The organism is Brenneria izadpanahii, assembly GCF_017569925.1.
GTDB classification, from domain to species: Bacteria; Pseudomonadota; Gammaproteobacteria; order Enterobacterales; family Enterobacteriaceae; genus Brenneria; species Brenneria izadpanahii.
Map to the genome: position 1 here is coordinate 3,240,712 of NZ_CP050854.1, position 23,664 is coordinate 3,264,375.

The window sequence follows — 23,664 nt, forward strand, 5'->3', positions numbered from 1 at the left end:
TTCCTTGTCGGTTATCGCCCTACTTGGCGGAAGAGAGCTCTTTCTTCTTTATGTCCTTTCCATCTTTTCCGTCTTTTGCATCCTTTTCGGCGCCCGCCTCAGGGGGAATGCCGGCGATGATCTTCGCCAATTCTTTCTTCCCGTTGAGGTTGCCCTGACGGGCGATCATGATGCGCTGCGCCTGCGGACTGCCGGCGCCGTGCATCGATTCCGTGCGGTATCCGACGGCGGCGGTGCCGAGCGTGATGTTTTCGATCAAGCGAAGGATGCGCATACGATGTTCGGTCGGCACCGGAGAGACGCCGGACAGATATTTTTCCAGCACATTGGTGAGTTCCGGGTTTTTGAGGTCTTTCTCGGACGGCATGGTAACCATCAGACCGCCGGCGATATCCTCGGCGAGACGGGCGATCTCATAGGGGAAGCGGGTAATATTCTGCTTGCACACATTGGCCAGCAAAAGGTTGATGAGATAGGTGCCCGACGCCGTCTTGTGGCCTTCGCAAGAACAGGAAATGCCGCACGCGTACAGCGTTTCATTGAGATGCGTCATCTCAATGAGTTTATCCTTAACGTGCGACGCCTTCTGGGCGCCATTGTATTCGGCCGCCAGCGCCGACGCGCCGATCAACACATCGCCTACGCCGACCTTGCAGCCGCCATAACTCTGGCGGTGATAGCCGGCGAACCGTTCCACCAGCATGCCGGAGAATTCGCATTCGCCGCACATAAAGACGCGTTCCCACGGCACGAACACGTTCTCGAATACCACCAACGCTTCATGGCCGCCATAGGTCGGGTTGCCGACGTCGATGTCGCCGCCTTCAAGTTTGCGCGTATCGCAGGACTGCCGGCCGTAAATGTAAAGAATGCCGTCGGAATCGGCGGGGATGGCGAAACTGACCGCGTAGTCATCGTCGCCGGGCCCCATGCTGATGGTCGGCATGACCAGAATCTGATGCGAATTGAGGGCGCCGGTCTGGTGGGCCTTGCACCCCTTAACCACGATGCCGTCGGCGCGCCGTTCAACCACGTGCAGGTACAGATCGGGGTCGACCTGTTTCGACGGCGCCAGGCTGCGATCGCCCTTAACGTCGGTCATTGCGCCGTCAACCGTCCAGTCATTTTCCTGCATGGCCCGCAGAAAATTTTCGAACCGTTCGTGGTAGTTGGTGCCGAGTTTCTGGTCCATTTCAAAGGTCGTGCTATCCAGCGCGTTGACGGCGTCCATACCGACGCAGCGCTGAAAGCAGGAGGCGGTAGCCTGACCGAGCAAACGCTGCATTTTGACCTTCTTGATCAGATCATCGGTGCTGCGGTGCAGGTGGGTGAACCGGTTGACTTTCTTACCGGTCAGATGAGAAGTTGCGGTCATCAGATCCTGGTACTGCGGATCCTGAGCCAGTGCGTAAGTCGCCTTCACCGAATTCAAGGAAGGGCGGATGATGGGATGATCCACCGTGTTTTCCACCAGTTCCCCTTGTAGATAAACCTTGAAGTTCATCTTGCGGAGGCTTTCTTCATACTGTTCGGGTGTCATTAATGGCATGATGATATGTCCAAAAGTTATTTCATTGCGGTGCGGCAATACCCCAGCCTCTTGCTCAGAAGGCCTCTTTATAAAGGGCAAGCGCATCGGCCTCGGTGACTTCCACCGGATTATTAATCAGCAGTCGGGTCTGCTTCATGGCGTCGGACGCCAAAAGGCCCAGGCTATCTTCAGTCACGCCGACGTCGCGAAGCCGCAAAGGCGCCCCGCTATCGTTCAGCAAGGTTTCCATGGCGCGGACAAAGGCGGAGGAGCGCGCCTGTACGTCGCCGGTGCCTGGCCCAAGCAGCACATCGGCCAGTTCGGCGTAAAGCGGCGCCGCCGAGCGGGCGTTGAAACGCAGCACCGGCCCCAGCATCAAAGCGTTCGATAAGCCATGGGGGACGTGATAATGCCCTCCCAGCGGATAAGCGAGCGCATGCACGGCGCCGACCGGCGAATTGGCGAACGCCTGGCCGGCAAGCGTGGCGCCGGCCAACATTCCTTCACGGGCGGCGCGGTCTTTTCCGTCTTTGCAGGCGGCGATCAGATTGCTGCTCAACAGCCGCAGCGCCTCGCGGGCAAAGGCGTCGGAGATAATGTTTTTCTTGATTCGGCCCGTATAGGCTTCAATGGCGTGCACCATGGCGTCGATACCGGTCGCCGCGGTGTGGACCTTCGGCAGCCCGACCGTCAGTTCGGCATCAAGCAGCACATAGTCGCAATAGAGTTGAGGCGCCACGACGCCGGATTTGGTTGATTCGCCCGTGGTAATGATGGCGATGTTGGTCACTTCCGATCCGGTGCCCGCGGTAGTGGGGATCAGCACCAGCGGCAGCCGTTCCCCCTTCACATTGCCGATGCCGGCCATCTCGGCCAGCGTCTGCGGGGTACGGAGCAGAATGGCGGCCAGTTTGGCGACATCAAGGGACGATCCCCCGCCCAGGCCGATGACGATATCCACGCCGGCGGCGCCGGCCTGCTCGACGCACTGCATTAAAATGCTTTCCGGCGGATCGGCAAGAACGCCGTCGAAAATAGTCACCGAAAAGCCATTCTCCTTCAGATTCGCCGCAATCGGCTCGACCATGCCGGCTTTAACCAGACCAATATCGGTGATCACCAGCGCCCGTCGCGCGGCGAAACGGCCTTTCAGCAGCTCGCCAAGCCGCTTGGCGCCAGACCACACCATCTGGATATTGGATACCGTGTTGAATTCAAAAGGTTCGATGAATTTAGGCACAATCATTCTCCATTCATAATCATATATATTTAATTTTAATTAGCTTTACGCGCTAAATTGTCTAAACTTCCAGATGGCTAATACAATTAGAGAAAATATATTTCTCTAGACGGCTAATGAGATTAGAAAAAGTATATTTCCCCCTGGCAATAAATACTTTAGCGATCTTGGGTTAAATAATGACTTAAATGCCGATCGCCATCACACATTGTCTTTGGTTTATTAACAATGTTGTTTTGCCCTTCAGGGTAATGTTTACTGTAACTAGGTGAGATTAATAGCTTTCCATTTTATCAGCCGTGGTTTTCCGTCGGGAAATGGCGTTCCGCCGATCAAAAAAATTCTATATTTTTCAATAGCAGCCGCAGATATCGGCATCCGCGGCTGCGTAAAACGGGCTGCTATAACGAAATAAAAATCAATTAGCAAGACGAGATCGCCGCCTGCTTACATAATTCAATCCATTTGGGTAAGACGATTATTCAGAACATTCAAACCGGATTGAGCTCCCGTAAAATAATCGGCTAATGACTAATTAGTTTGGCTAGTCCGTCGCGCTTATTCAGTGAACTCATCAGACAACCTCTCTTCGGGGAGCGCGCGGCCCGGAGCGCGTCACTCGTTTTCCATCAGATACTCGCGCCGGAACTGCCCCGGCGTCTTCCCGCCGCACCGTTTTTTAAAATAGTTTTGAAAATGACTCAGGTTGGCGAAGCCGACGCGATAAGCGATCTCGGTGATATTTTCCATCGCCTTCCCCTCTGCGGTGGTTAGCAGTATTTGAGCTTCTCCCAGCCGCCTTTTTATCAGGTAATCCATCGGCGAGTAGCCGTAGGCCCTCTTAAATTCATGCGAGATGTAATAAGGGCTCACCCGGAACTTACGCGCCAGGGTTCCCAGCAGAATGGGTTCGTGGTAATGCTGATCGATAAAATTTTTTATGCTTGCCGGCAGCGTGTCGCTTTGCGGGTCAACGCTGTCGTCGATCGTTACCAGAATATTGCCGTTGATGTAGTCCAGCAGCACCTGCGTCAGGGACTGCGCCATAGAGTTCCGTTTTTCCGCGGCGCTGTTGAGCATCGTGAAGATGAGATTCATCAGCATAGACACGTTGCCGTAATGGTGATAGAGCGGGAATATCGGCACCGCGCCATCCGGAATGAGCGTATTTGGACGCATGCCGCGCTTGACGATGTTGCGGATGCCGCAGCAGAGAAGAGAGTGCGCCGATGATGAGTTCGCCTTCTCAAGGAATTCATCATGCACCACAAGACTGTTATAAATCACCAGATCGCCGCGTTTGACCGGATATGTCCGATTATCAATGAAAAAGTCTCCCGCCCCGTCAGTGATCAAAATAAGCTCCACTGTCTCTGGATGCATGTGCATAAAACGGGAATACGAGCCTTGATACTGATCGACTTTGCTGGCCCATGCCAGGTATGGGCGATCCGTCATGGGGGAATCAGGCTGGCAGAAACTCTGTCGCATTATCACTTTCCTCCTCAATAGCGTTGCACTAGCAAGCATGCCCTGAACACGCCCTGAAGTTGAACTGTAAATCAAACAACACGGTTCAGTATGTAGGTAGGATATTTCCGGGCAGACCAGGCAGGGATAATCACTTCAATTAATTTGCCCGATAGTATTGGTATACTTAAGCATGAATTTATAAAGTGATCCTTTTCACATAACGTTATCGTCACGAATAAAAACAAAACCATAATTTGTAAATTTGTATAAACCATTATTACGTCGGCGTCACAAAAAACGGAAAATTCTGATTTATTCATCAAGATGTCAAAGCGGCCGAAAAACATTACCACAGCGTGAAAAGCAATATTGTGAATAAGTTGGAAGCAATGTGTGATGGCGATCGGCATTTAAGTCATTATTTAACCCAAGATCGCTAAAGCATTCATTGCCAGGGAGAAATATACTTTGCCTCATCTTATTAGCCGTCCACCTTATTAGCTCTTCTGTAAATTTATAAAAATCCGGCGAGTAAAACTAATTAAAATTAAATATATATGATTGCGAATGAAGGCGTAATTATTATGTCCGATATGATTAAAAATATAATCATCCCCTGACGCCCGTTGCCGGACGGCTCCGGCGGGCGGAACCATCCGGGCAGCCCGCGCGCCGCCGCGGTACGGTTCGATTCGGACAGTCGCGCCGCAATGCGCAATAAACGATAGCGATTACGGCATCGGCCATTCGAGCCGCTATGTCCGATCCATAAAAGGGGATGCACATCATGAAACTGGGATTTAATCAGGCCACCTGCATGGAGAATTCGACGCTGGAGCAAGATATCCAGCTGGCGGAAAGCTGTGGCTACGACGTGATCGAGTTACGTCTGGATATGCTGGCAAACTATCTGAAACAGCACGATATCAGCGAGCTGGCGGATTTCTTCGCCTCCAGCCGCCTGAAGCCCCACGGGTACAACTCATTGGAAGACATCACTTTCTGCGATCCCGAAAGCTGGCGGGAAAAGCGCGCCCAACTGGCTTTTGCCTGTGACGCGGCCGCGGCCATCGGCGGCGATTGCCTGGTGGTGGTGCCCACCATTCAAGCCGGCCTTGCGCGCACGCAGGATGAAGTCATCAAGGATTCGGTGAAACGGCTGCGGGAGTTGTCCGACTATGCCGGCGAGCATGGAATGCGTCTGGCTTTCGAACCCATCGGCAGTGCGAACTGTTGCGTGCGCAGCCTGCCTCTGGCGATGGAGATTGTCGATGCCGTCGACCGCAGCAATGTCGGCGTGGTGGTGGACGCCTTCAATCTGTTTCTGTTTGATCAATGGCGCGATCCCACAATATTGCGCAAGGTGCCGACGGAGAAAATATACGTTTATCACATCGATGACGCCGACGATTTGCCGGTGGACAAGTTAGATCACTGCCATCGGCTATTTCCCGGCAACGGCATCATTCCCCTGGCGGAGATTTCCCGCCAGTTGCAGGCCATAGGCTATACGGGGCCCTGCTCGCTGGAGCTGTTTAATCCGGGCTATTGGCGCATGGCGGCGCGGGATGTGTTTGAGATCGGCGCCAGCAAAACCAAGCCGTTCCTCGGCGTTGACGCCTAGTCGCGGCGCAAGCCGGGATCCCGGAGCGAAAGGTGGGCGAAGAATTGCCCGCCTTTTGCATTATGCGTTCGATGTTCGACGGAATGCAGCCATAGCGGCGCCTCTTATCACGGGCAAGACCCGGTGATTTGACTCTTTCTTTCCATGTCGTCCGCCCGCCGGTCACGCTGAATTGTCTTCGACGGTATGCGTCGGCCGCGTTATTGGCGACAGCCGGGGGAAAATTAATGAATCGGCAAGCAGAAGCGGATATCGGCCGCCGCACGCCAGCGGGACGGGATCCGTCAGCAGGAAACCCGGCTATCACCGTAGTTGGCGACGGTACGCCAAAACAGATGAACTCCCGGCTATTCCGCATCATTTGCTCCATGTTCCTGGCGTATATGACTATCGGCCTGCCGCTGACGGTCATCCCGCTTTATGTCCACCAGCAGTTGGGGCTGAATGATACGCTGGTCGGCGTGGCCGTGGGCATCCAGTTTCTGGCCACGGTTCTGACCAGGGGATATGCCGGCCGGTTAGCGGATAAGCATGGCGCGCGGCGCACGACTTTCCAAGGGTTGCTGGCGTGTTCGCTGTCAGGTCTGGCTTATATTACTTCCGCCATACTGGCTGACTCCACCGTCGCGGCTTTTTTGCTGCTGATAGTCGGCCGGTTGCTGCTGGGGCTGGGAGAAAGCCAACTGCTGACCGGTAATCTGACCTGGGGACTGGGGCTGGTTGGCGCGCAGCGTTCCGGCAGAGTTATGTCCTGGAACGGTATGGCGACTTATGGCGCCCTGGCGGCCGGGGCCCCGCTCGGCCTGGTGATTTTCCACCTATGGGGATTCGCCGCCCTCGGCCTCGCCACCCTGCTATTACCCGTGACGGCCATGCTGCTGGATCTGACCGTTCCCCCCGTCGCTCCGCGCAAAGGCGAACGCGTGCCGCTGATGAAAGTTATCAGTCTGATCTGGCGGCCGGGATTGGCCCTGGCGCTGCAGGGTATTGGCTTTGCGGTAATCAGCACCTTTATTTCGCTGCATTTCAGCGTCCGCCAGTGGGGCAATGCCGGCTTTGCCTTGACGGCTTTCGGCTGCGCTTTTATCGCCATGCGCCTGCTGTTCGGCTCAATGCCGGACAAGTACGGCGGGGCTAACGTGGCAAAATTATCGCTTTTATTGGAATGCGCCGGCCTGTTGCTGCTGTGGCTGGCGCCGGTATCCTCGCTGGCGCTGGCTGGCGCGGCCATTACCGGAAGCGGCTGTTCGCTGATATTCCCTTCGCTGGGGGTTGAGGTTATCAAACGGGTCAGCCCCCAGGCGCACGGTACGGCGCTTGGCGGTTATTCCGCCTTTCAGGATATCGCTTACGGCGCAACCGGCCCGCTGGCCGGTATGCTGGCGACATTTTCAGGTTATCAAACGCTGTTTCTGGTTGCGGCGATCTGCGCGTTATCGGGAGCGGCGGTGGTTCACTATCTGGTGCAACACAAAGGTTGCAGCCAGATCGGGAAATAACTTTCTGCCAAACATTATATTTCTGGGAAGTATTTTGCCTCTTTATCCGCGACCCACGCATGTTCAGGCGCCAAAATAGTCTTCATCGCCACGTTATCCTGTAGCCGGATAACCCAAATATAGTATTCGGCATAGCCAGGCGCCGTCGCCTGGCTATGGGTAAGACCGCTGGGCATGCCCGTAAGATCGTTGTGTCTGACTTTGTAGACATCATCGCCGATCTCCGCAAAGCCGTAACCGTTCTCCGGCAAGAATTTATAGAAATAGATCTCCGGCTCCACGTGGAAGTGAGGCGGAAAGCTAGACCACTTGCCCGGATAACTTACGACCTCGCCGATAAAGAAGTTGGTCTCAGGGCAATTCGACCGATCGAAGAAGGTACGGACGATACGGGTAGACGCCTCATTCATCAGACCGGCCCCCCGCTGTTCGGAAGCGCAGAGCAAATCCTGGCTTTTCATCAGACGGGGAACAAAACTTTTGGGGTTGGTTGTGCGCTGGATAGCCACCTCCGCCTTGTCGGATACGCACGTAATGCTAACGGCGGTATTCTGGGGAACATGAAGCAGGATAGGATCCTCTTTAAAACAGGACGTCCGCTCGACGGTCTCCCGCTTGCCGTCCCATTCAAAGGTAACCTTGCCGAATATCAGCACATAGATGGATTCCTTCGGTTCATTATAGGAAACAGCGTCGCCTTCACTCATGCGCTGGACGCCGAAATCCATGTTCATATCCCTATTCGTTTCCTGAACCACCATAGAGTTGTAACCGTTTTTAAATTCACCAGCTGTCAGTTTCATGATAGATCCTCTCCTTGTTAAGGGTCGATTTACGGTTGTTCCGGCATCGGCGCGTTATCCTCCGTTCTTTTTTCTCTGTATCGCCTTGATCGCCTTCTCGGCGATAGCATTCGCTGAAAGGCCAAATTTGTTACGGAGGTAATCTACCGAACCGACTTCGCCGAAATGATCCTGTACGCCGACCCGCTCCATCGGGACGGGATGAGTCTCGACCAACGCCTCGGCGACGGCGCTGCCTAATCCATTGTAAATATTGTGGTTTTCAGCGGTGACGATAGCGCCGGTTTTTATCGCCGCCTGTTCGATGGCTTCCCGGTCAACGGGCTTGATGGTAAACATATTCAATACCGCGGCGCTGATGTTCTGTTCTTTGAGGATGCTCGCCGCTTTCAGCGCTTCGGCAACGCAGATGCCGGAGGCGATAATGGTGACGTCCTTACCCTCGCGAAGCGGCGCTGCCTTGCCGATTTCAAAGGTGGATTTATCCTCGAAGATCTTGATCGCATTCTTGCGGGAAAGACGGACGTAGAACACGCCGAATTTCTTCTCTAGCTGCCGTATTATGTCCTCCAGCATAACCGAGTCGGTGGGTTCAATAATGGTGACGCCGGGAACGTCCCTGAGCGTGCCGATATCTTCGAAGGGCATATGGGTCGCGCCGTTGAAGGCGGCCGTTATGCCGGGATCGCTGCCGATGATGCGGATATTGTTGCGGGCAAACGCCGCGGAAACGAAGATCTGATCCAATGCCCGGCGCGTCGCAAAACAGGCGAAAGTGTGGGCGTAGGGAATCAATCCCACCGCCGACATGCCGGAGGCGACGCCCATCATGTTGGCTTCCATGATGCCGCAGTCGACGATGCGCCCAGGAAACGCCTTAGCAAATTTTACCATGCCCACCGAGTTCATGAGGTCGGCATCCAGGGCCACGATTTTGTCGTTTTGGGAGGCGAGTTCTATCATTGTTGATGCATAGACATCCCGCATCGCCACTTTTTCCGTTTCCAGACCAGTACACACCTTGTAGTCCATGTTAGCACCCCTCATCAACAAGCTTAGCAATGGCGTCGTCGCATTGCTCTTTGGTGAACGTCATGTGGTGGTTGTACAGAATCCCTTCCGCAAAGTTACATCCCCGGCCCTTCTGGGTGTGGAGGATAATCATCACCGGTTTTTCATCTTGTCCCTTGCCCAGTTCGATGGCCGCAACGATCGCATCGATGTTGTGTCCGTCCACTTCCAGGGCGTACCAGCCAAAGTCATGGAATTTCTGACGCAGGTCGCCAAGATCGCATATATCTTTGGTATAGCCGTCCAACTGCTGCTTGTTGTAGTCAATGAAGGCGATAAGGCGGGACAACTTCTGTTGCGGCGCGTAGAGGGCGCCCTCCCAGATCTGCCCTTCCTGGCATTCGCCGTCGCCAAGCAGAAGATAGGTATAATTCTTCTTGCCGAGGATCTTGTTGCCGTGAGCAATGCCGATGCCGGTCGACATTCCCTGCCCCAGCGATCCCGTGGTCATATCGATTCCGGGGGTGCTGTTGCGGTCGCAGTGGCTCGGCAACCGGGTGCCGTTCGTATTGATTGTTTTCAACTCTTCAATTGGGAAATACCCCCGCAACGCCAGAGCCGCGTAGAGACCTGGCCCCGCATGCCCCTTGGACATGACGAAATAGTCGCGATCCTCCCAACTCGGATTTTTGGGATCAATCTTCATAACGCCGCCATAAAGAACGCCCAGCACGTCCGCCGCCGACATCACGCCGCCGATATGACCGAAGCCCAGCCCGCTTAGCGCTTTAAGCGATTCCACGCGGATGTTTCTGGCGTAAACCCGCATATCTTCATGATGATACATCTAGCCCTCCTTACTTTTACTCGTGTTTGGTTTGGCGCAGGGCCGATGAAAAGAACCTGCGCCCAGTCATCTATAGGTTTTTCCGCGCCTCGCTTGGCACATCAATAACAACTTCAATCACAACTTCTCCCAACACCCGGTTCGTTCGAACATCCGCGAACCCTTCGCCCCAAGCCTGAAATATTCAGCTGCCTCCGTTACGGCTTGGGACGATCATGCATGGGCATCGCGCGCCGAACGCGGGCTTACAGCCGAACCTCATCAATCTTCACCGGGCGGTGTTCTTTCAACGATAAGTCAAGCGCATCGCAGACATAGAGAGCTTCCAAGGCATCAGCGACCGTGGCGATGCTCTTGCCGCCGGCGTTCACGGTTTCGATAAACTGCCGGACCTCCGACTTGTATGCGGGCACGAACCGTGGGTAAAAATTGGGATAACGTTCGCCGGCCTGTTGGAAGACGAAGTCTGGCTCTGCGGACGTCACCGGCATGTAGGTATCGAATCCGACGGACAAAGTCTCTTTGGTTCCAAACAGCTCCATCCGAATATCGTAACCGGCGCCATTGTTTCGGCTCACCTGGAAGGTGACGATGGTGTCGTCGCTCAACGTCCAGACTCCGCCGCCCTCATCGATATCCCCTAGCTCGCCGATATAGGTCGCAGGGCCGCGGGCCTTGCCGATCGCATAAACCTCGGTGATCTCTTTTCCCGTAACCCAACGCGTAACATCGACGTCATGGATGATGCAGTCCTTGAAAATGAATCCGGATCCGGGAATGTAAGAGGCCGGAGGCGGAGGGAAATCGCCCATCGTGATATTAATGCGATGGAGTTCGCCGATATCCCCGTTATCCAGCCGCTTCTTGGCGTTGATGTATCCCCCGTCAAAGCGGCGCATGAACCCAACCTGCACCAGGGTTCCCGTCCGCTCGATGACATCAAGCACAGACTTGGTCGTAGCCGCGTCAAGCGCTACCGGCTTCTCGGTGAACACGGGAATATGTTTTTCGGCCGCAGCGATGATCCAGCGAGCGTGATCTTTGGTCGGCGTGGTGATCACCACCGCATCAACTACGTCGAGAATTTCTTCCGGGGGAAGCGCCGTGGCGTTCAGTTCTTTGGCGACGGCCACGGCTTTCTCCGGAATGCTGTCAGCCAGAAACAGATCGCCGACGCCATTGACGGTCCTTATCGTCCGGGCGTGGTCAGCGCCAATTCGCCCGATGCCAATTACTCCGATATTCAACGACTTTGATTGCGCGTTCATAATTGCAACTCCTTTTGTGACAAGTGTTGTTTTTTTATCAGGACTCTGAGTGCTAGCGACGTGCGACGCCTTCCGAGGAAAGATTCCACAGAAAAGCAAGGCTCTCCTTGATATCGTTGAACGTAGCGGCGAGATCGTCCTCAGATGCGAGAATCGCATCCTGCTCCATGACATACCAACCCGTGTACCCAGCCTCCTCTAGCGCCATAACGATTTCGCCGATCTTCGCCTCCCCGGCGCCAAGGGGATGGAAGATTCCTTCGCTGAGCGCATCCATGTACTTCAATTCGCCCTTTTGCACCCGTTTGGCGATAGCGTTGTCTACATCTTTCAGATGCACGAAATTGATACGCGATCCGTACTTTTTGGCGAGGTCGATCGGATGGACGCCGGCAATCATGGCGTGGCCGGTATCCAGACACAGACCGATCTCCGAATTGGCGAGCAGCCGATCGATTTCCTCAGCCGTTTGAATGATGGTCCCCATGTGATGGTGCAGCGTGGGGGTGATGTTCCGTTTCTTTGCCGCCTTGACCAGCCGATCCAGATTAGCGAAGAAGGTGGCCCACTCGCCCTCGGTCAGCTTCGGCCGATCGTTGTAACCCTGCCCGCCGGACAGCGCGGCATAGATGATGGTTGATGCGCCGGCCTGCACATAGTTATCAAGAATCGTCTCGACCTCCGGCAGAGGGTCGTGATCTTTTTTGAACAGCAATACCGGCACGAACGCCCCCAGGCTCTGCAAACCGTAGGCTTCCAGCTTCGCCTTCCGGGCGCGCCCGTCGACGGGAAGCCACCCTTCGGGACCGAATTCGGTTGCCTTTAGCCCAAGGTCTTGAACTTGCCGTAAATAAAGGTCGGGAGGAAGCGTCCAGCCAGAGGCGCCGTTCGCCTCCCAAACTCCCCAAGAGATGGGAGCGGCTGCTATCCGTTCACGTATACTCACCATGTTTTTCATATTTTCCTCTTTAATCTCATCTCTATTTGGGTCTGATCGGGCGTAATGCCCAAAGCCTGCTTGATATTTGGACAAACCTCAGGATCATTACCCGGTGATAATCAAAGCCATCGCCTACTGTTGAACCTTAGGCACGGCCTTCACGACGACGGCCTGGCGCATAGCGCATCATCGTCTCTTCGATCTTTTCGAGCGAAACTCCGTTGGTTTCAGGCACGAACCGCATCACGAACCAGAACGAAAACAGCCCTAACCCCGCGAATAACCACATCGAAAAAGCGCCGTGGAACCGTTCCAATAGCCAGGGATTTTCATTAAGCATCGGGAAGCTCTGGGCGACGGTGAAATTGAATATCCAGTTGGACGAGCACGCGATACTCATGCCGAGACCCCGGCAGCGGTTGGGAAAGATTTCGGAAACCAGGGTCCAGGCGAGAGGCGCCCAGGACATGCCGAAAAACACCATGTAGGCGAGCATGCCCGTCAGCATCAGACCCGTACCGGTTTTCATATACATGCTCCAGGAGACAACCAACAGGCTGAGGATTACGCCGACCGACCCGACGGCTATCAGCGGCCGCCGCCCCTTACGGTCAACCAACGCCACGCCGATCGCATTGCCGATCAACTGCGCGACGCCGATCCATATCGTTTGGAATAGCGCCTCCACCATGTCGCCGCTTGAACTCTTTAGAACCATCGGCGCGTAGTACATCATGACGTTGACGCCCATGATTTGTTGGCAGCCCGCGATCATAAAACCCACGAACACCAGCCAGCGCGCATTAAAGTCATTCAGCAGTTCCCTAAGCGTGACTTTCTTGTTGCCGATGGCTTCGTTAATCGATTCGCGGATTTCCCCCATAAGCTCCAGGGCGTGCTTCTCATTGGAGATACGTGTAAGCGCTTTCTTCGCACGTTCCTCCCGGCCAATCAGCATTAGCCAGCGCGGCGATTCGGGAATGAAGAAAATCACGGCGCAGAAAAGCACACAGGGAACAACCTCGGAGGCAAACATCCATCGCCAGCCCATGGAGTGCAGCCAGGCTTCGGTCGCGCTGCGCGCTATCAAATAGTTGACGATGAAAACGACGATTTGGCCGAAAATAATCGCGAAGTTATTCATGCTGACCGCACGGCCGCGCATGTTCTTCGGCGAGACTTCGGACATATACATCGGGGAGACTACCGAGGCGATACCGACGGCGATGCCTCCGGTTAAGCGATAGACGACAAACCAGAAAAAATCCGGCGCCAGCGCCGCGCCGACGGACTGGACGGTGAAGAGCAACGCGCACAGAAAGAGTGTGATGCGCCGCCCAAAGCGATTCGCCAGAAAGCCGGCCATCATTGCGCCGAAGATACATCCCACTACCACGTTCGATACCGCCCACCCGGTTTCCGCCGCCGACAGACCGAAAGCAATGCGCAAAGGCTCAATCGCGCCGGAGACAACCGAGGTGTCGTAGCCGAACAGCAGGCCGCCTAAAGCCGCCACGCTACATATTCTCAGCAGGTAGGATATATCGTGCTTGACCGGCACGTCTTCCGCCGATCGCGCTAATCCAACTGGATCATTGCCTGTTGGAGACATAATGTCTTTCCTCATTGTATTTTCCCGCAAGCACATCCTTAAGTTGAACTGTAAAACAAACAACACGGCTCAGTGGCAGGTAGAATATTTCCGGACAGGCTAGACGGGAATAATTAGAATCACACCAATAAAAACAGACTAAATAGTATTGGCATACCTATACATAGCCCTGAAAACGCTCCTTTTCACATAATGCCATTGTTATTAAAAATCAGAGTTTGTATAAAGCAGCTATAAAACATTACCCGCTATGATTTTTGTAACTTTTCTTATATCCGTTCTTATATCCGTTACCGGTAAAGCATGTTGACTTTTATAAGAAAGATGGCAAAACACGACCGTTATGGCGCAACGGTCTGCTATCCATATATATTTTTTAATTTGTTCCACATGCTAAAAATGCCAAACAACCCAGATGCATAATGAGATGAGAGAAAGTATATTTCCAGCTGGCAACGAATACTTTAGCGATCTTGGGTTAAATAATGACTTAAATACCGATCGCTATCACACATTGCTTTCTGCTTATTCACAATATTGCTTTACTCATCAGGGAAATGCATCATCCCTTTTTAACCGGGATTTTTAACCCAGGTTATGCTGTAAATAATTCGAGCCGCGGCAAAGCGGCGGCTGAACGGCCATTCGCCGGGAACGGATTTGACCGGCCTTCGGCGGCAGAACGGCGCTCTCCCATTACTCCCCTGGGGCTTAGCTCAAGCAACCGGCCGGGGCGAGCGGCAAAAGCGCCGGGAGCGGCCCCGCAGCAACGCAGCCCATGTATGAGAGCAACTGCATGAGAGCCGCAGCCCATGCATGAGCCGGGCGGCAAAACCAACGCGCCGGCAACTCTTGCAGCCTGTAACTTGAAGCATGGCGAGTATGCGTTATACGCTTGACCGCTCTGCGGGTCAGAAAGAATCTCCGGCGTTCAGGTTACAAGACATTTCTATTTATCAACTTATCAACGCGCCGTTTTTTTCGGCGGATTATCTTTTCATGATAAGCAAAGCAATATTGTGAATAAGCAGAAAGCAATGTGTGATAGCGATCGGTATTTAAGTCATTATTTAACCCAAGATCGCTAAAGTATTCGTTGCCAACTAGAAATATACTCTCCCTAATCTTATTTAGGCATCCGGATAGTTTTAAAAACTTGGCGCCCGGCTAGAACCGAGTCAAGTCAAATATATATGGATAGCAGACCGTTGCGCCGTAATGGTCTCGTTTTGTTATCTATCTTATAGAGACAAGGTCAGAAGTTGCGATTTATGAACGCTAAATCGTTGAAAGAGGCAGAAAGCCGTTTTCCGTATTTCCCGTTCATAACGTATGACGCATCGCCAGCAGCAAAGGCGCCATCTGACAAACCATAACGATTAAAGAAAAAACGACACTGCGGGAGGATGCCATATTTCAATGCAACATTCTTAAAACGCTAAAAAATAATGTCTATTTAAAAAACGGGCCGTATCGCCGCAGTCGTGAGAAATAACGTAAAACGAATTGGACGATTTATTACTTTAATTGGATGGAGGTTTTTTTATGGGAATTAGAATATCAACGGCGCCTTGCTGCTGGGGAGTGGATGATGTAACGAATCCGCATCTGCCACCGTGGGAACGCGTGTTATCCGAAGCGCACCAGGCCGGATACAAGGGAATCGAGCTCGGTCCATATGGGTATATCCCGCTGGATTTGGCGCGCGTTTCGGCGGAGCTGGAAAAGAACGATCTGATTATCGTTGCCGGCACGATCTTCGACGACATGGTATCGGAAAGCAACTATCAAAACCTCCTGCGGCAAACCGACGAAATCTGTTCGTTGATCACCAAGCTGCCGCAAACGACTAAAGACGAGGGACAGCATTTCGCCGCGCCCTATCTTACGGTAATGGATTGGGGGCACGACGAGCGTGATTACGCCGCGGGCCATCCTGACCGGGCGCCCAAACTGCCTGAAGATATCTGGAAGCGCACCGTGGAGCACTTTTACACCATCTCCAAGAAGGCCTGGGAAGAGTATGGCGTCCGCGCCGTCATTCACCCCCATGCCGGCGGATATATCGAATTTGCCGACGAAATCGACATGATTGCCGACGCCGTTCCGCCGGAAATCGCCGGATTCTGTCTGGATACCGGCCACCTGACTTATTCGGGCATGGACCCTGTCGTATGGCTGCGAAAATACGCCTCCCGGCTTGACTACATCCACTTCAAAGACATTGACGCAAAAGTATATGCCCAGGTGATGAAGCAGAAAATCCGCTTTTTCGAGGCTTGCGCCAACGGCGTTATGTGCCCCATCGGACAAGGCATCGTCGACTATAAAGCCGTACTGAAATTGCTCAAGGAAATCAACTACAACGGCTTCATCACCATAGAGCAGGAAAAGGATCCCAGAAACGCGGATGCGAGCCTCACGGAAGTTAAGAAAAGCCTGGATTACTTGATTAGCGCTGGTTACTGATAAAAACAGAGGAAGATTACCATGATCTATGGAGGCAAAACGATTGACCGCCCTCTTCGTTGGGCAATGGTCGGCGGCGGCAGCACAAGCCAGATTGGCTATATTCACCGAAGCGCCGCGCTGCGCGATTTCTACTTCGACCTGGTGGCGGCCGCTCTTGATATCAATCCGGAACGCGGCAAGGAATTCGGCAACAAGCTTCATATTGCGGAGGATCGCTGCTATCCGGATTATAAAACCATGTTTGAGAAGGAAAAAGAACGCCCAGACGGCATTGAAGTCGTTACCGTCGCAACGCCCAACGGAACCCACTATGAAATTTGCAAGGCGGCGCTGAACGCCGGCCTCCACGTCGTCTGCGAGAAACCGCTATGCTTCACCACCGAAGAAGCCGAAGAGCTGGTGGCGCTGGCCGAAAGTAAAAACAAGATTGTCGGCGTTACCTATGGATACTCCGGCCATCAGTTGATCGAACAGGCTCGGCAAATGATTGCCGCAGGCGAACTGGGCGAAATCCGCATCGTCAATATGCAGTTTGCGCACGGCGCGCATAACGTGGCGGTGGAAAAGAACGCGGAGAGCACCCGGTGGCGCGTAGACCCCAAAATGGCCGGTCCCAGCTATGTTTTAGGCGATGTGGGCACCCATCCCTACTACATCTCCGAAGTGCTGCTGCCGCACCTCAAAATCAAACGTCTGCTGTGCTCAAGGCAGAGCTTCGTCAAAAGCCGCGCTCCTCTGGAAGACAACGCGTACACCCTCATGGAATACGACAACGGCGCCGTAGGCATGGCCTGGTCCAGCTGCGTAAATAGCGGCTCTATGCACGGCCAGAAAATTCGCGTGGTCGGCGAAAAGGCCAGTTTGGAGTGGTGGGATGAACGCCCCAATCAGCTTATTTACGAGGTTCAGGGCGAACCCATACGGATATTCGACCGCGGGATGGACTGCTTATACCCCTCCGCGCGGGAGGAAGACCGTATCGGCGGCGGACATCCAGAAGGACTCTTTGAAGCATGGTCAAATCTGTACGGGCGTTTTGCCCGCGCAATGGTTGCCGCCGACAAGCATGAAACGGTCGACTATTGGTATCCGGACGTCCATGCGGGGCTGGAAGGCGTACGTTGGGTCGAAAACTGCGTTCGCTCCGCCGATGGCGGCGCCGTTTGGGTCGACTACCGATAGCGGTTAATTATTTGGGAAGAGGAGGTACAAAATGAATCGAATCAAAATGACCGTCGGTCAAGCCGTTGTCAAATTTCTGAACCAGCAATATGTCAGCCTGGACGGCGTGGAGAACAGGTTCGTGGATGGGATCTTCGCCATCTTCGGCCACGGCATCGTGGTTGGCCTGGGACAAGCATTGGAGGAGGATCCGGGCGAACTCCGGGTCTACCATGGCCGCAACGAACAGGGCATGGCCCATGTAGCCATGTCTTATGCAAAACAGAATAACCGTCGCAGGATCATCGCCTGCACATCGTCCATCGGCCCTGGCGCCGCCAATATGGTTACCGCCGCCGCGACAGCGTCGGTCAACAACGTGCCGCTGCTGCTGTTTCCGGCCGACACCTTTGCGACCCGCCAGCCCGACCCGGTGCTCCAACAGGTAGAGCACGAATCCAGCCTGGCGATCACCACTAACGACGCGTTCAAATCGGTTTGCCGCTACTGGGATCGCGTCAACCGTCCCGAACAGTTGATGACGGCGTTGATCAACGCGATGCGCGTGCTTACCAACCCCGCTCAAGCCGGCGCGGTATGTATTGCGCTTCCCCAGGACGTACAGGGCGAGAGCTTTGAATTTCCAGACTACTTCTTCCAGAAACGCGTGCACCGCATTCCCAGAACGCCGGCGGACCCCGAGCAAATAACGGATGCCGTGAACATGATCCTGGCCAGCAAGAGGCCTTTGTTCATCGGCGGCGGCGGCACGCGCTACTCCGAGGCCGGCGCCACCCTGCAGAGCCTTTGCGAAGAACTGGGCATTCCCTACGCCGAAACCCAGGCCGGTAAGAGCGCCACCCCGTCCAGCAGCCCCATGAACATGGGCGGCGTGGGCGTGACCGGTACGCCGTCGGCCAATACCGTGGCGGAAAAAGCGGATCTGATCGTAGGCATCGGCACCCGTTTCTCCGACTTTACCACCGGCTCAAAAGAGATCTTCCGCAACCCCGACGTCAAGGTGCTGACCATCAACGTTTCCGAGTACCACGCGGAGAAGTTAGACGCGGTCAAGGTCGTTGGCGACGCCAAGACCTGTCTGGCGGCTATTGGCGCGGAACTTAAGGCCAAGGGATACAAGCCCGGCTATGGCGACGGCGAGATTGCCGGTATCAAAGCCGAGTATATGGCGGAGCTGAAACGGATTCAGAATCTGACATACGACGGCCAAGACTTCGTTCCCGTCGTCGCCTCATGGACGCCGAAGATCATTGACGACTATCTCAAAATGATTGGCGGCAAGATTACCGAAACCAACGGTCTCAGCATCGTGCGGGAGTGCATTGCGGACGATGCCATCGTGGTCAGCGCTTCCGGCAGTCTGCCCGCCGACATGGAACGGATGTGGCTGACCGACGCCAAGGACTCCTACAACATGGAATACGGCTACAGCTGCATGGGTTACGAAGTACAGGGAGCGTTGGGCTCCAAGCTGGCCCGCCCCGACAAAGAGGTTTACGCCCTGGTCGGCGACGGCGCTTTCTTGATGCTCCACTCCGAGCTAACCACCGCCATTCAGGAAAAGAAGAAAATTAACGTGATAATTTTCGACAACTGCGCCTTTGGCTGCATCAACAACCTGCAAATGGGCAACGGTATTGGCAGTTTGTGCACCGAGTTCCGCTACCGCAATGAGGATACAGGCAAAACCGACGGCGACTACATCTATGTGGACTTCGCCAAGGTAGGCGAAGGTTACGGTCTGAAAACCTACACCGCCAAGACGCCGGAGGAACTGCGCGCCGCCATTGAAGACAGCAAGAAGCAGACGGTCTCCACGCTGATCGATGCCAAAGTGCTGCCTAAAACGATGGCCGAAGGCTATTTCTCCTGGTGGCATTTCGGCGTGGCTTCAGTCAGCAAGTCCGAAGGGACTCAGGCCTCTTACAAAAATAAGGAAGAGAAACTTAAGAAAGCCAGAATGTATTAATTAGCATGATGGAGGGCCCCCTCTGTCAGGATAGTTGTCGCTTCTAAACTTATTAATACACGATGTTTAGGGGTGTAGATTGCCGGGGGAATAGGTTGAAAGACTTCCCTATGGGCAATGCACCCTGACAATAAGTCAGCACTGCCGGCTTCTCCTTCAATATTGTTTCCTATGCATCAGAGGGGAAGTCGGAACATGAGCAATAGAAATATCAAGACGGGAATAATCTATTTTTTTGGCGCATTGGGGGGGCTGCTGTTTGGCTATGACACTGGCGTCATCGCCATAGCGCTCACCTACATCAAAAAAGACGTCACGCTTTCCGCCACGCCATTATCTTCCGCTGCGGAAGGGTTGATCGTCAGCGGCGTGCTATGGGGCGCCATTCCCGGCGCGGTGCTAGCGGGACCGTTGTCAGATCGCTTCGGCCGCAAGCGCGTAATCATCGCTTTGGGCTTTCTCTTCACCATTGGCGCGTTGGGCTGTGCCTGGGCGCCGACGGTATCCGTGCTGGTCTTTTCACGCATCATCCTTGGGTTTGCCGTCGGCGGCGCGTCGGGTCTTGTGCCGGTCTACCTTTCCGAAATAGCGCCGGCCGGCAGCCGCGGGATGATTGGCGGTATTAATACAAGCATGAATGCCGTTGGTATCCTGATGGCGTATATATTCGGCAATCTCTGCGCCGCCAATGCCGATTGGCGCATGATGGTCGGTTTGGCCATCGTTCCCTCGATCATGCTGATGGTCGGTATGTTTTTCATGCCGGAAAGCCCTCGCTGGCTGTTGAAGAATGTGGGCGAGAAAGCGTCGAGAAAGGTTTTGCTCATGCTGCGCAACGAAAAGGAGGTCGATGCGGAAATCGCGGAGATCAATTTAGCGAACGAAATGGAAGTGAAGCAAAACCAGAGCAGATGGGAAATGCTTTCCGAATCCTGGGTGCGCAAATTAATCCTGATAGGGATAGGGTTGGCCATCGGACAGCAGATCCTGGGCGCGCAGGTTCTTCTCTATTATACGCCGACGATTCTGCTGGGCGTGGGGTTCTCCGAACAGTTCGCGCTGCTCTCCACGTTGGGCATCGGCATCATCAATCTACTCTTTACCTTCCTGGGTATGGCGTTAATCGATCGCTGGGGACGTAAAAAGCTGCTCATTGCCGGAAACATCCTGATGTGCGTTTCGATCGCGCTGCTTGGCGGCCTGGGCGTTCTCAATATTAGCTCCGGCCCGCTGATGCTGACATGCATGTGCCTCTTTATGGTCGGATTCTCCGGCTCATGGGGGATGACGGTCTGGGTTGTTCTTTCGGAGATTTTTCCGCTCAAAATCCGCGGTTTGGGGATGGGGATCTGCAGCACCTGTCTGTGGGTAAGCTGCGCTTTGGTTTCTCAATTTTTCCCAATTCTGTCGGACATCATCGGTTACTACACCATCTTCTTGATTTTTGCCGGCATCAACGTGCTTGTGTTGCTGTTCGTGGCGTTCAAAGTGCCTGAAACCGCACGCCGCTCTCTGGAGGTGATCGAGATGCAAATGCGAGCGAATTACTAATGCATGGCGCATAACGCGCTAGCTTTCGCTTCTAATTCCGCAAGCGGAAAAAGATTTCGCCATTCGTCATGGTCGGCCTGGCCGAACGGGGGCGCGCAGTGAACAACTTAAAAAATGTAAAGGTGAGTCATTATGAAACAGATTAAAATTGGCGCGTGCGACTGGGGTCTGCCCGGAGCCGGACTGTATGCCACACAGATCGCCGCGTCTGTCGGACTGGATGCGCTTTCGCTAAAGATCGGGCTTTATGAGAACGATTACCCCATCACCCATCGCGAAATGCAGGCCATCTACCTCAGCGAGCAGCAAAAGTACGGCATTGAGTATTGCGCGGTCGCGCTCAACGACTTCGACAATATTCCCATGCACGCGCGGCCGGGCACAAAAGAATACGAGATCGTCTGGGATCTGCTGCGCCGCGCCGTGCCTACCGCCAAAGCGCTCAACGTGCCGATCATCCAGGTGCCGGGCTTCGCGGCAAGCGAGGTAATAACCGAAGAAGATTTCGAACACAGTGCGCGCGCCTTTCAATATTTATGCGACGCGGCCGGCGAATATGGCATATCCGTCGCCGGCGAAAACCTGATGACCCCGGCCGAATTCGGCAAAATGTCCGGCCTGGTGGATCGTCCGAACTTCCATCTCTATTTCGACAGCCAGAACTATCACCTATTCCGCAATTATTCACAGCTCGAAATTCTGGCGGGCGTATATCCGTACATGTGCAACCAGATTCATGTCAAAGACGGTCTGGGCGCCATGAGCGGCGGCCTTCTGGGCACCGGCGATTCCGATTTCTTCGCCACCATCTCCTGGCTGAATGAGCATGACTTCACCGGCTATATCTTGTTGGAAAATTACTATGACCAGCTTCCTCTGCGCTTACAGTCGCCAGATCCTTATGAACTGCTGCGCGAGGATATCAAGATCCTGAAGAAAGCAATTCAATAACCCTATAAAAACCGTCAAATTTAAAAGGGCAATTCAAATGAAAAAAGCAGCATTGAAAGTCGCCGTTCTCGGCGCAGGACGTATCGGCCGCGTTCATATCGAAAATATTAGTTCCGGCGTGCGGGGAATGCAGATCAAAACCGTGGCGGACCCTTATCTCGATCAAGAAGGCGAATCTTTCGCCAAAGAATTCGGAATTCCCGTTATCACCAAGGATGTGGATTCGGTTTTCTCCGACCCGGAAATTGACGCGGTCCTGATCTGCTCGTCGACCGATACCCACGCCGACCTGATTATCAAAGCGGCCGCCGCCGGCAAGCATATCTTCTGCGAAAAACCGGTAGATCACGACGTACAACGCGTCCGCAGCGCGCTCGCCGCCGTAAAGGAAGCGGGAGTAAAAATGCAGATTGGCTTCGTACGCCGCTTCGATCACAACCACCACGGAGTATATGACGCCGTGCGCAGCGGCAAGATTGGAACGCCGCATATCCTGCGCATCAGCTCCCGCGATCCTCAGCCGCCGACCATCGAATACGTGCGTCGTTCGGGAGGACTGTTCTACGATATGATGATTCATGACTTTGATATGATCCGCTTTTTAGCCGACAGCGAAGTCACCGAGGTTTATGCCAAGGGAACCGTGCTTGTCGATCCAGCCATCGGCGCGGAAGGCGACGTGGATACCGCTCTGGTCACCCTGACTTTTGCAAACGGCGCGCTCGGCGTAATCGACAACAGTCGTCAGGCTGTCTATGGCTACGACCAGCGTCTGGAAGTCTTCGGCACCAAGGGCTCGGTGCAGAGCGCCAATGATATTCCCAATACCGTGGTGGTGTTCGGCGCCGATAACACCTCCTACGGCACGACCTATAAATTAATGTGGGATCGCTATACGCAGGCGTTCATTGATGAGATGAAAGCGTTCGTCGATGCAGTCATCAACGACAAGGAACCTCCGATTACGGATTTGGATGGGTTGTACCCGGTTCTTATGGCGGCTGCGGCGAACAAATCGCTTAAAGAAGGCCGGCCGGTAAAAATTTCGGAAGTGGAATAGTCATGGTTCCACAGATACCGGGCTCACGCCCTAACTAGCTTCCGAATAGCGGATCGTTCGGAGAAAACTCGGTCCGGATTGCGCGATCTAATCCATCGTCAACCGGACTGAGTTATATCCGTCAGCATCACTCCCTCAATCCCGCATCCCACATCCCACATCCCGCCGAAAAAGCAGCGTGGTCATAAATAAAATTTCCCCGAAATAAGCATGCCGAGATTTTTTATAACCCGAAGCGCATAACTCTTTAAAAAACTCAATTCAACACCTTGATAACCGCCTATTAACGCAATATATGCAACGTTTATTGCACCAATATAAATCAAACAACAAATATTGCAGCATCTGTGATCGGTATCATAAGTTTTATATTTTAACTTAATTAATTGATTTTATTGTTAAAAATAAGAAGCGGACGAAAACCGTTCACAACAGCGGCCCATCGTTAAGATAATAATTCATTGTTTTAGCAAGGAAATATTAAAAACGTTCCTCTGGTTATCGCGCATCCCCCGCCTGTTGCAATTTAAATTGTGATAGATATATATTCGCAACAATCATTGAAAATATATAAAAAGAGAAAAATAGCCTGGCCGTCAATTCGCGGGCTTTGAATTCGCATTTATACCCA

17 protein-coding genes are annotated in these 23,664 nt (G+C 53.7%); 8 read left to right on the forward strand and 9 right to left on the reverse strand.

The genetic code is table 11. The features are described from left to right. Positions 1-19: 19 nt before the first annotated feature. The 3 genes from HC231_RS14545 to HC231_RS14555 form a co-directional block, all read right to left on the reverse strand. Positions 20-1,549 (reverse strand): 4-hydroxyphenylacetate 3-hydroxylase family protein, encoded by a 1,530-nt coding sequence (locus HC231_RS14545; protein ID WP_208227331.1) that lies wholly within the window; start codon positions 1,547-1,549, stop codon positions 20-22. A gap of 55 nt (positions 1,550-1,604) precedes the next feature. After that, complete coding sequence (locus HC231_RS14550) at positions 1,605-2,771, reverse strand: iron-containing alcohol dehydrogenase (protein ID WP_246494513.1); 1,167 nt, start codon at positions 2,769-2,771, stop codon at positions 1,605-1,607. Between the two features lie 615 nt (positions 2,772-3,386). Beyond that, positions 3,387-4,262 carry an AraC family transcriptional regulator gene (locus HC231_RS14555; RefSeq protein ID WP_281397327.1) on the reverse strand — a complete coding sequence of 292 codons (876 nt, stop codon included), beginning with the start codon at positions 4,260-4,262 and terminating at the stop codon, positions 3,387-3,389. A 766-nt stretch (positions 4,263-5,028) separates the two neighbouring features. Between HC231_RS14555 and HC231_RS14560 the strand changes: the two genes are divergently transcribed. Further along, positions 5,029-5,868 (forward strand): sugar phosphate isomerase/epimerase family protein, encoded by an 840-nt coding sequence (locus tag HC231_RS14560; RefSeq protein ID WP_208231346.1) that lies wholly within the window; start codon positions 5,029-5,031, stop codon positions 5,866-5,868. Between the two features lie 335 nt (positions 5,869-6,203). Next, on the forward strand, positions 6,204-7,367 hold the full coding sequence (locus HC231_RS14565) for an arabinose transporter (protein WP_208231347.1): 1,164 nt from the start codon (positions 6,204-6,206) through the stop codon (positions 7,365-7,367). Positions 7,368-7,381: 14 nt separating this feature from the next. Here HC231_RS14565 and HC231_RS14570 read toward each other — a convergent pair whose 3' ends face one another. The 6 genes from HC231_RS14570 to HC231_RS14595 all read right to left on the reverse strand — a co-directional run bounded on the left by HC231_RS14570 (position 7,382) and on the right by HC231_RS14595 (position 13,848). Beyond that, positions 7,382-8,170, reverse strand: a complete 789-nt coding sequence (locus HC231_RS14570) for a 5-deoxy-glucuronate isomerase (protein WP_208227333.1) — start codon at positions 8,168-8,170, stop codon at positions 7,382-7,384. 54 nt (positions 8,171-8,224) lie between these two features. Next, entirely contained in the window at positions 8,225-9,202 is a 978-nt protein-coding gene (locus HC231_RS14575) for a transketolase family protein (RefSeq protein ID WP_208227334.1), read from the reverse strand. A gap of 1 nt (position 9,203) precedes the next feature. Next, on the reverse strand, positions 9,204-10,028 hold the full coding sequence (locus HC231_RS14580) for a transketolase (RefSeq protein ID WP_208227335.1): 825 nt from the start codon (positions 10,026-10,028) through the stop codon (positions 9,204-9,206). 245 nt (positions 10,029-10,273) lie between these two features. Beyond that, positions 10,274-11,296 carry a Gfo/Idh/MocA family protein gene (locus HC231_RS14585; protein ID WP_208227336.1) on the reverse strand — a complete coding sequence of 341 codons (1,023 nt, stop codon included), beginning with the start codon at positions 11,294-11,296 and terminating at the stop codon, positions 10,274-10,276. 52 nt (positions 11,297-11,348) lie between these two features. Further along, on the reverse strand, positions 11,349-12,254 hold the full coding sequence (locus HC231_RS14590) for a TIM barrel protein (RefSeq protein ID WP_208227337.1): 906 nt from the start codon (positions 12,252-12,254) through the stop codon (positions 11,349-11,351). A 127-nt stretch (positions 12,255-12,381) separates the two neighbouring features. Further along, positions 12,382-13,848, reverse strand: coding sequence for a sugar porter family MFS transporter (locus tag HC231_RS14595; protein ID WP_208227338.1), 1,467 nt, complete (start codon positions 13,846-13,848; stop codon positions 12,382-12,384). A 1,545-nt stretch (positions 13,849-15,393) separates the two neighbouring features. On the opposite strand from HC231_RS14595, the gene HC231_RS14600 reads away from it, so the two are divergent. The 6 genes from HC231_RS14600 (at position 15,394) to iolG (ending at position 23,033) form a co-directional block, all read left to right on the forward strand. Next, positions 15,394-16,317, forward strand: coding sequence for a sugar phosphate isomerase/epimerase family protein (locus tag HC231_RS14600; protein ID WP_208227339.1), 924 nt, complete (start codon positions 15,394-15,396; stop codon positions 16,315-16,317). A gap of 21 nt (positions 16,318-16,338) precedes the next feature. Beyond that, positions 16,339-17,502, forward strand: coding sequence for a Gfo/Idh/MocA family protein (locus tag HC231_RS14605; RefSeq protein WP_208227340.1), 1,164 nt, complete (start codon positions 16,339-16,341; stop codon positions 17,500-17,502). A gap of 31 nt (positions 17,503-17,533) precedes the next feature. Continuing rightward, complete coding sequence (gene iolD / locus HC231_RS14610; protein ID WP_208227341.1) at positions 17,534-19,471, forward strand: 3D-(3,5/4)-trihydroxycyclohexane-1,2-dione acylhydrolase (decyclizing); 1,938 nt, start codon at positions 17,534-17,536, stop codon at positions 19,469-19,471. A gap of 195 nt (positions 19,472-19,666) precedes the next feature. Beyond that, a complete protein-coding gene (locus tag HC231_RS14615; RefSeq protein WP_208227342.1) occupies positions 19,667-21,022 on the forward strand; it encodes a sugar porter family MFS transporter in 1,356 nt (451 codons plus the stop codon). 132 nt (positions 21,023-21,154) lie between these two features. Continuing rightward, on the forward strand, positions 21,155-21,973 hold the full coding sequence (locus tag HC231_RS14620) for a sugar phosphate isomerase/epimerase family protein (protein ID WP_208227343.1): 819 nt from the start codon (positions 21,155-21,157) through the stop codon (positions 21,971-21,973). A gap of 37 nt (positions 21,974-22,010) precedes the next feature. Further along, on the forward strand, positions 22,011-23,033 hold the full coding sequence (gene iolG, locus HC231_RS14625) for an inositol 2-dehydrogenase (protein WP_208227344.1): 1,023 nt from the start codon (positions 22,011-22,013) through the stop codon (positions 23,031-23,033). The last annotated feature ends 631 nt before the right edge of the window (positions 23,034-23,664 follow it).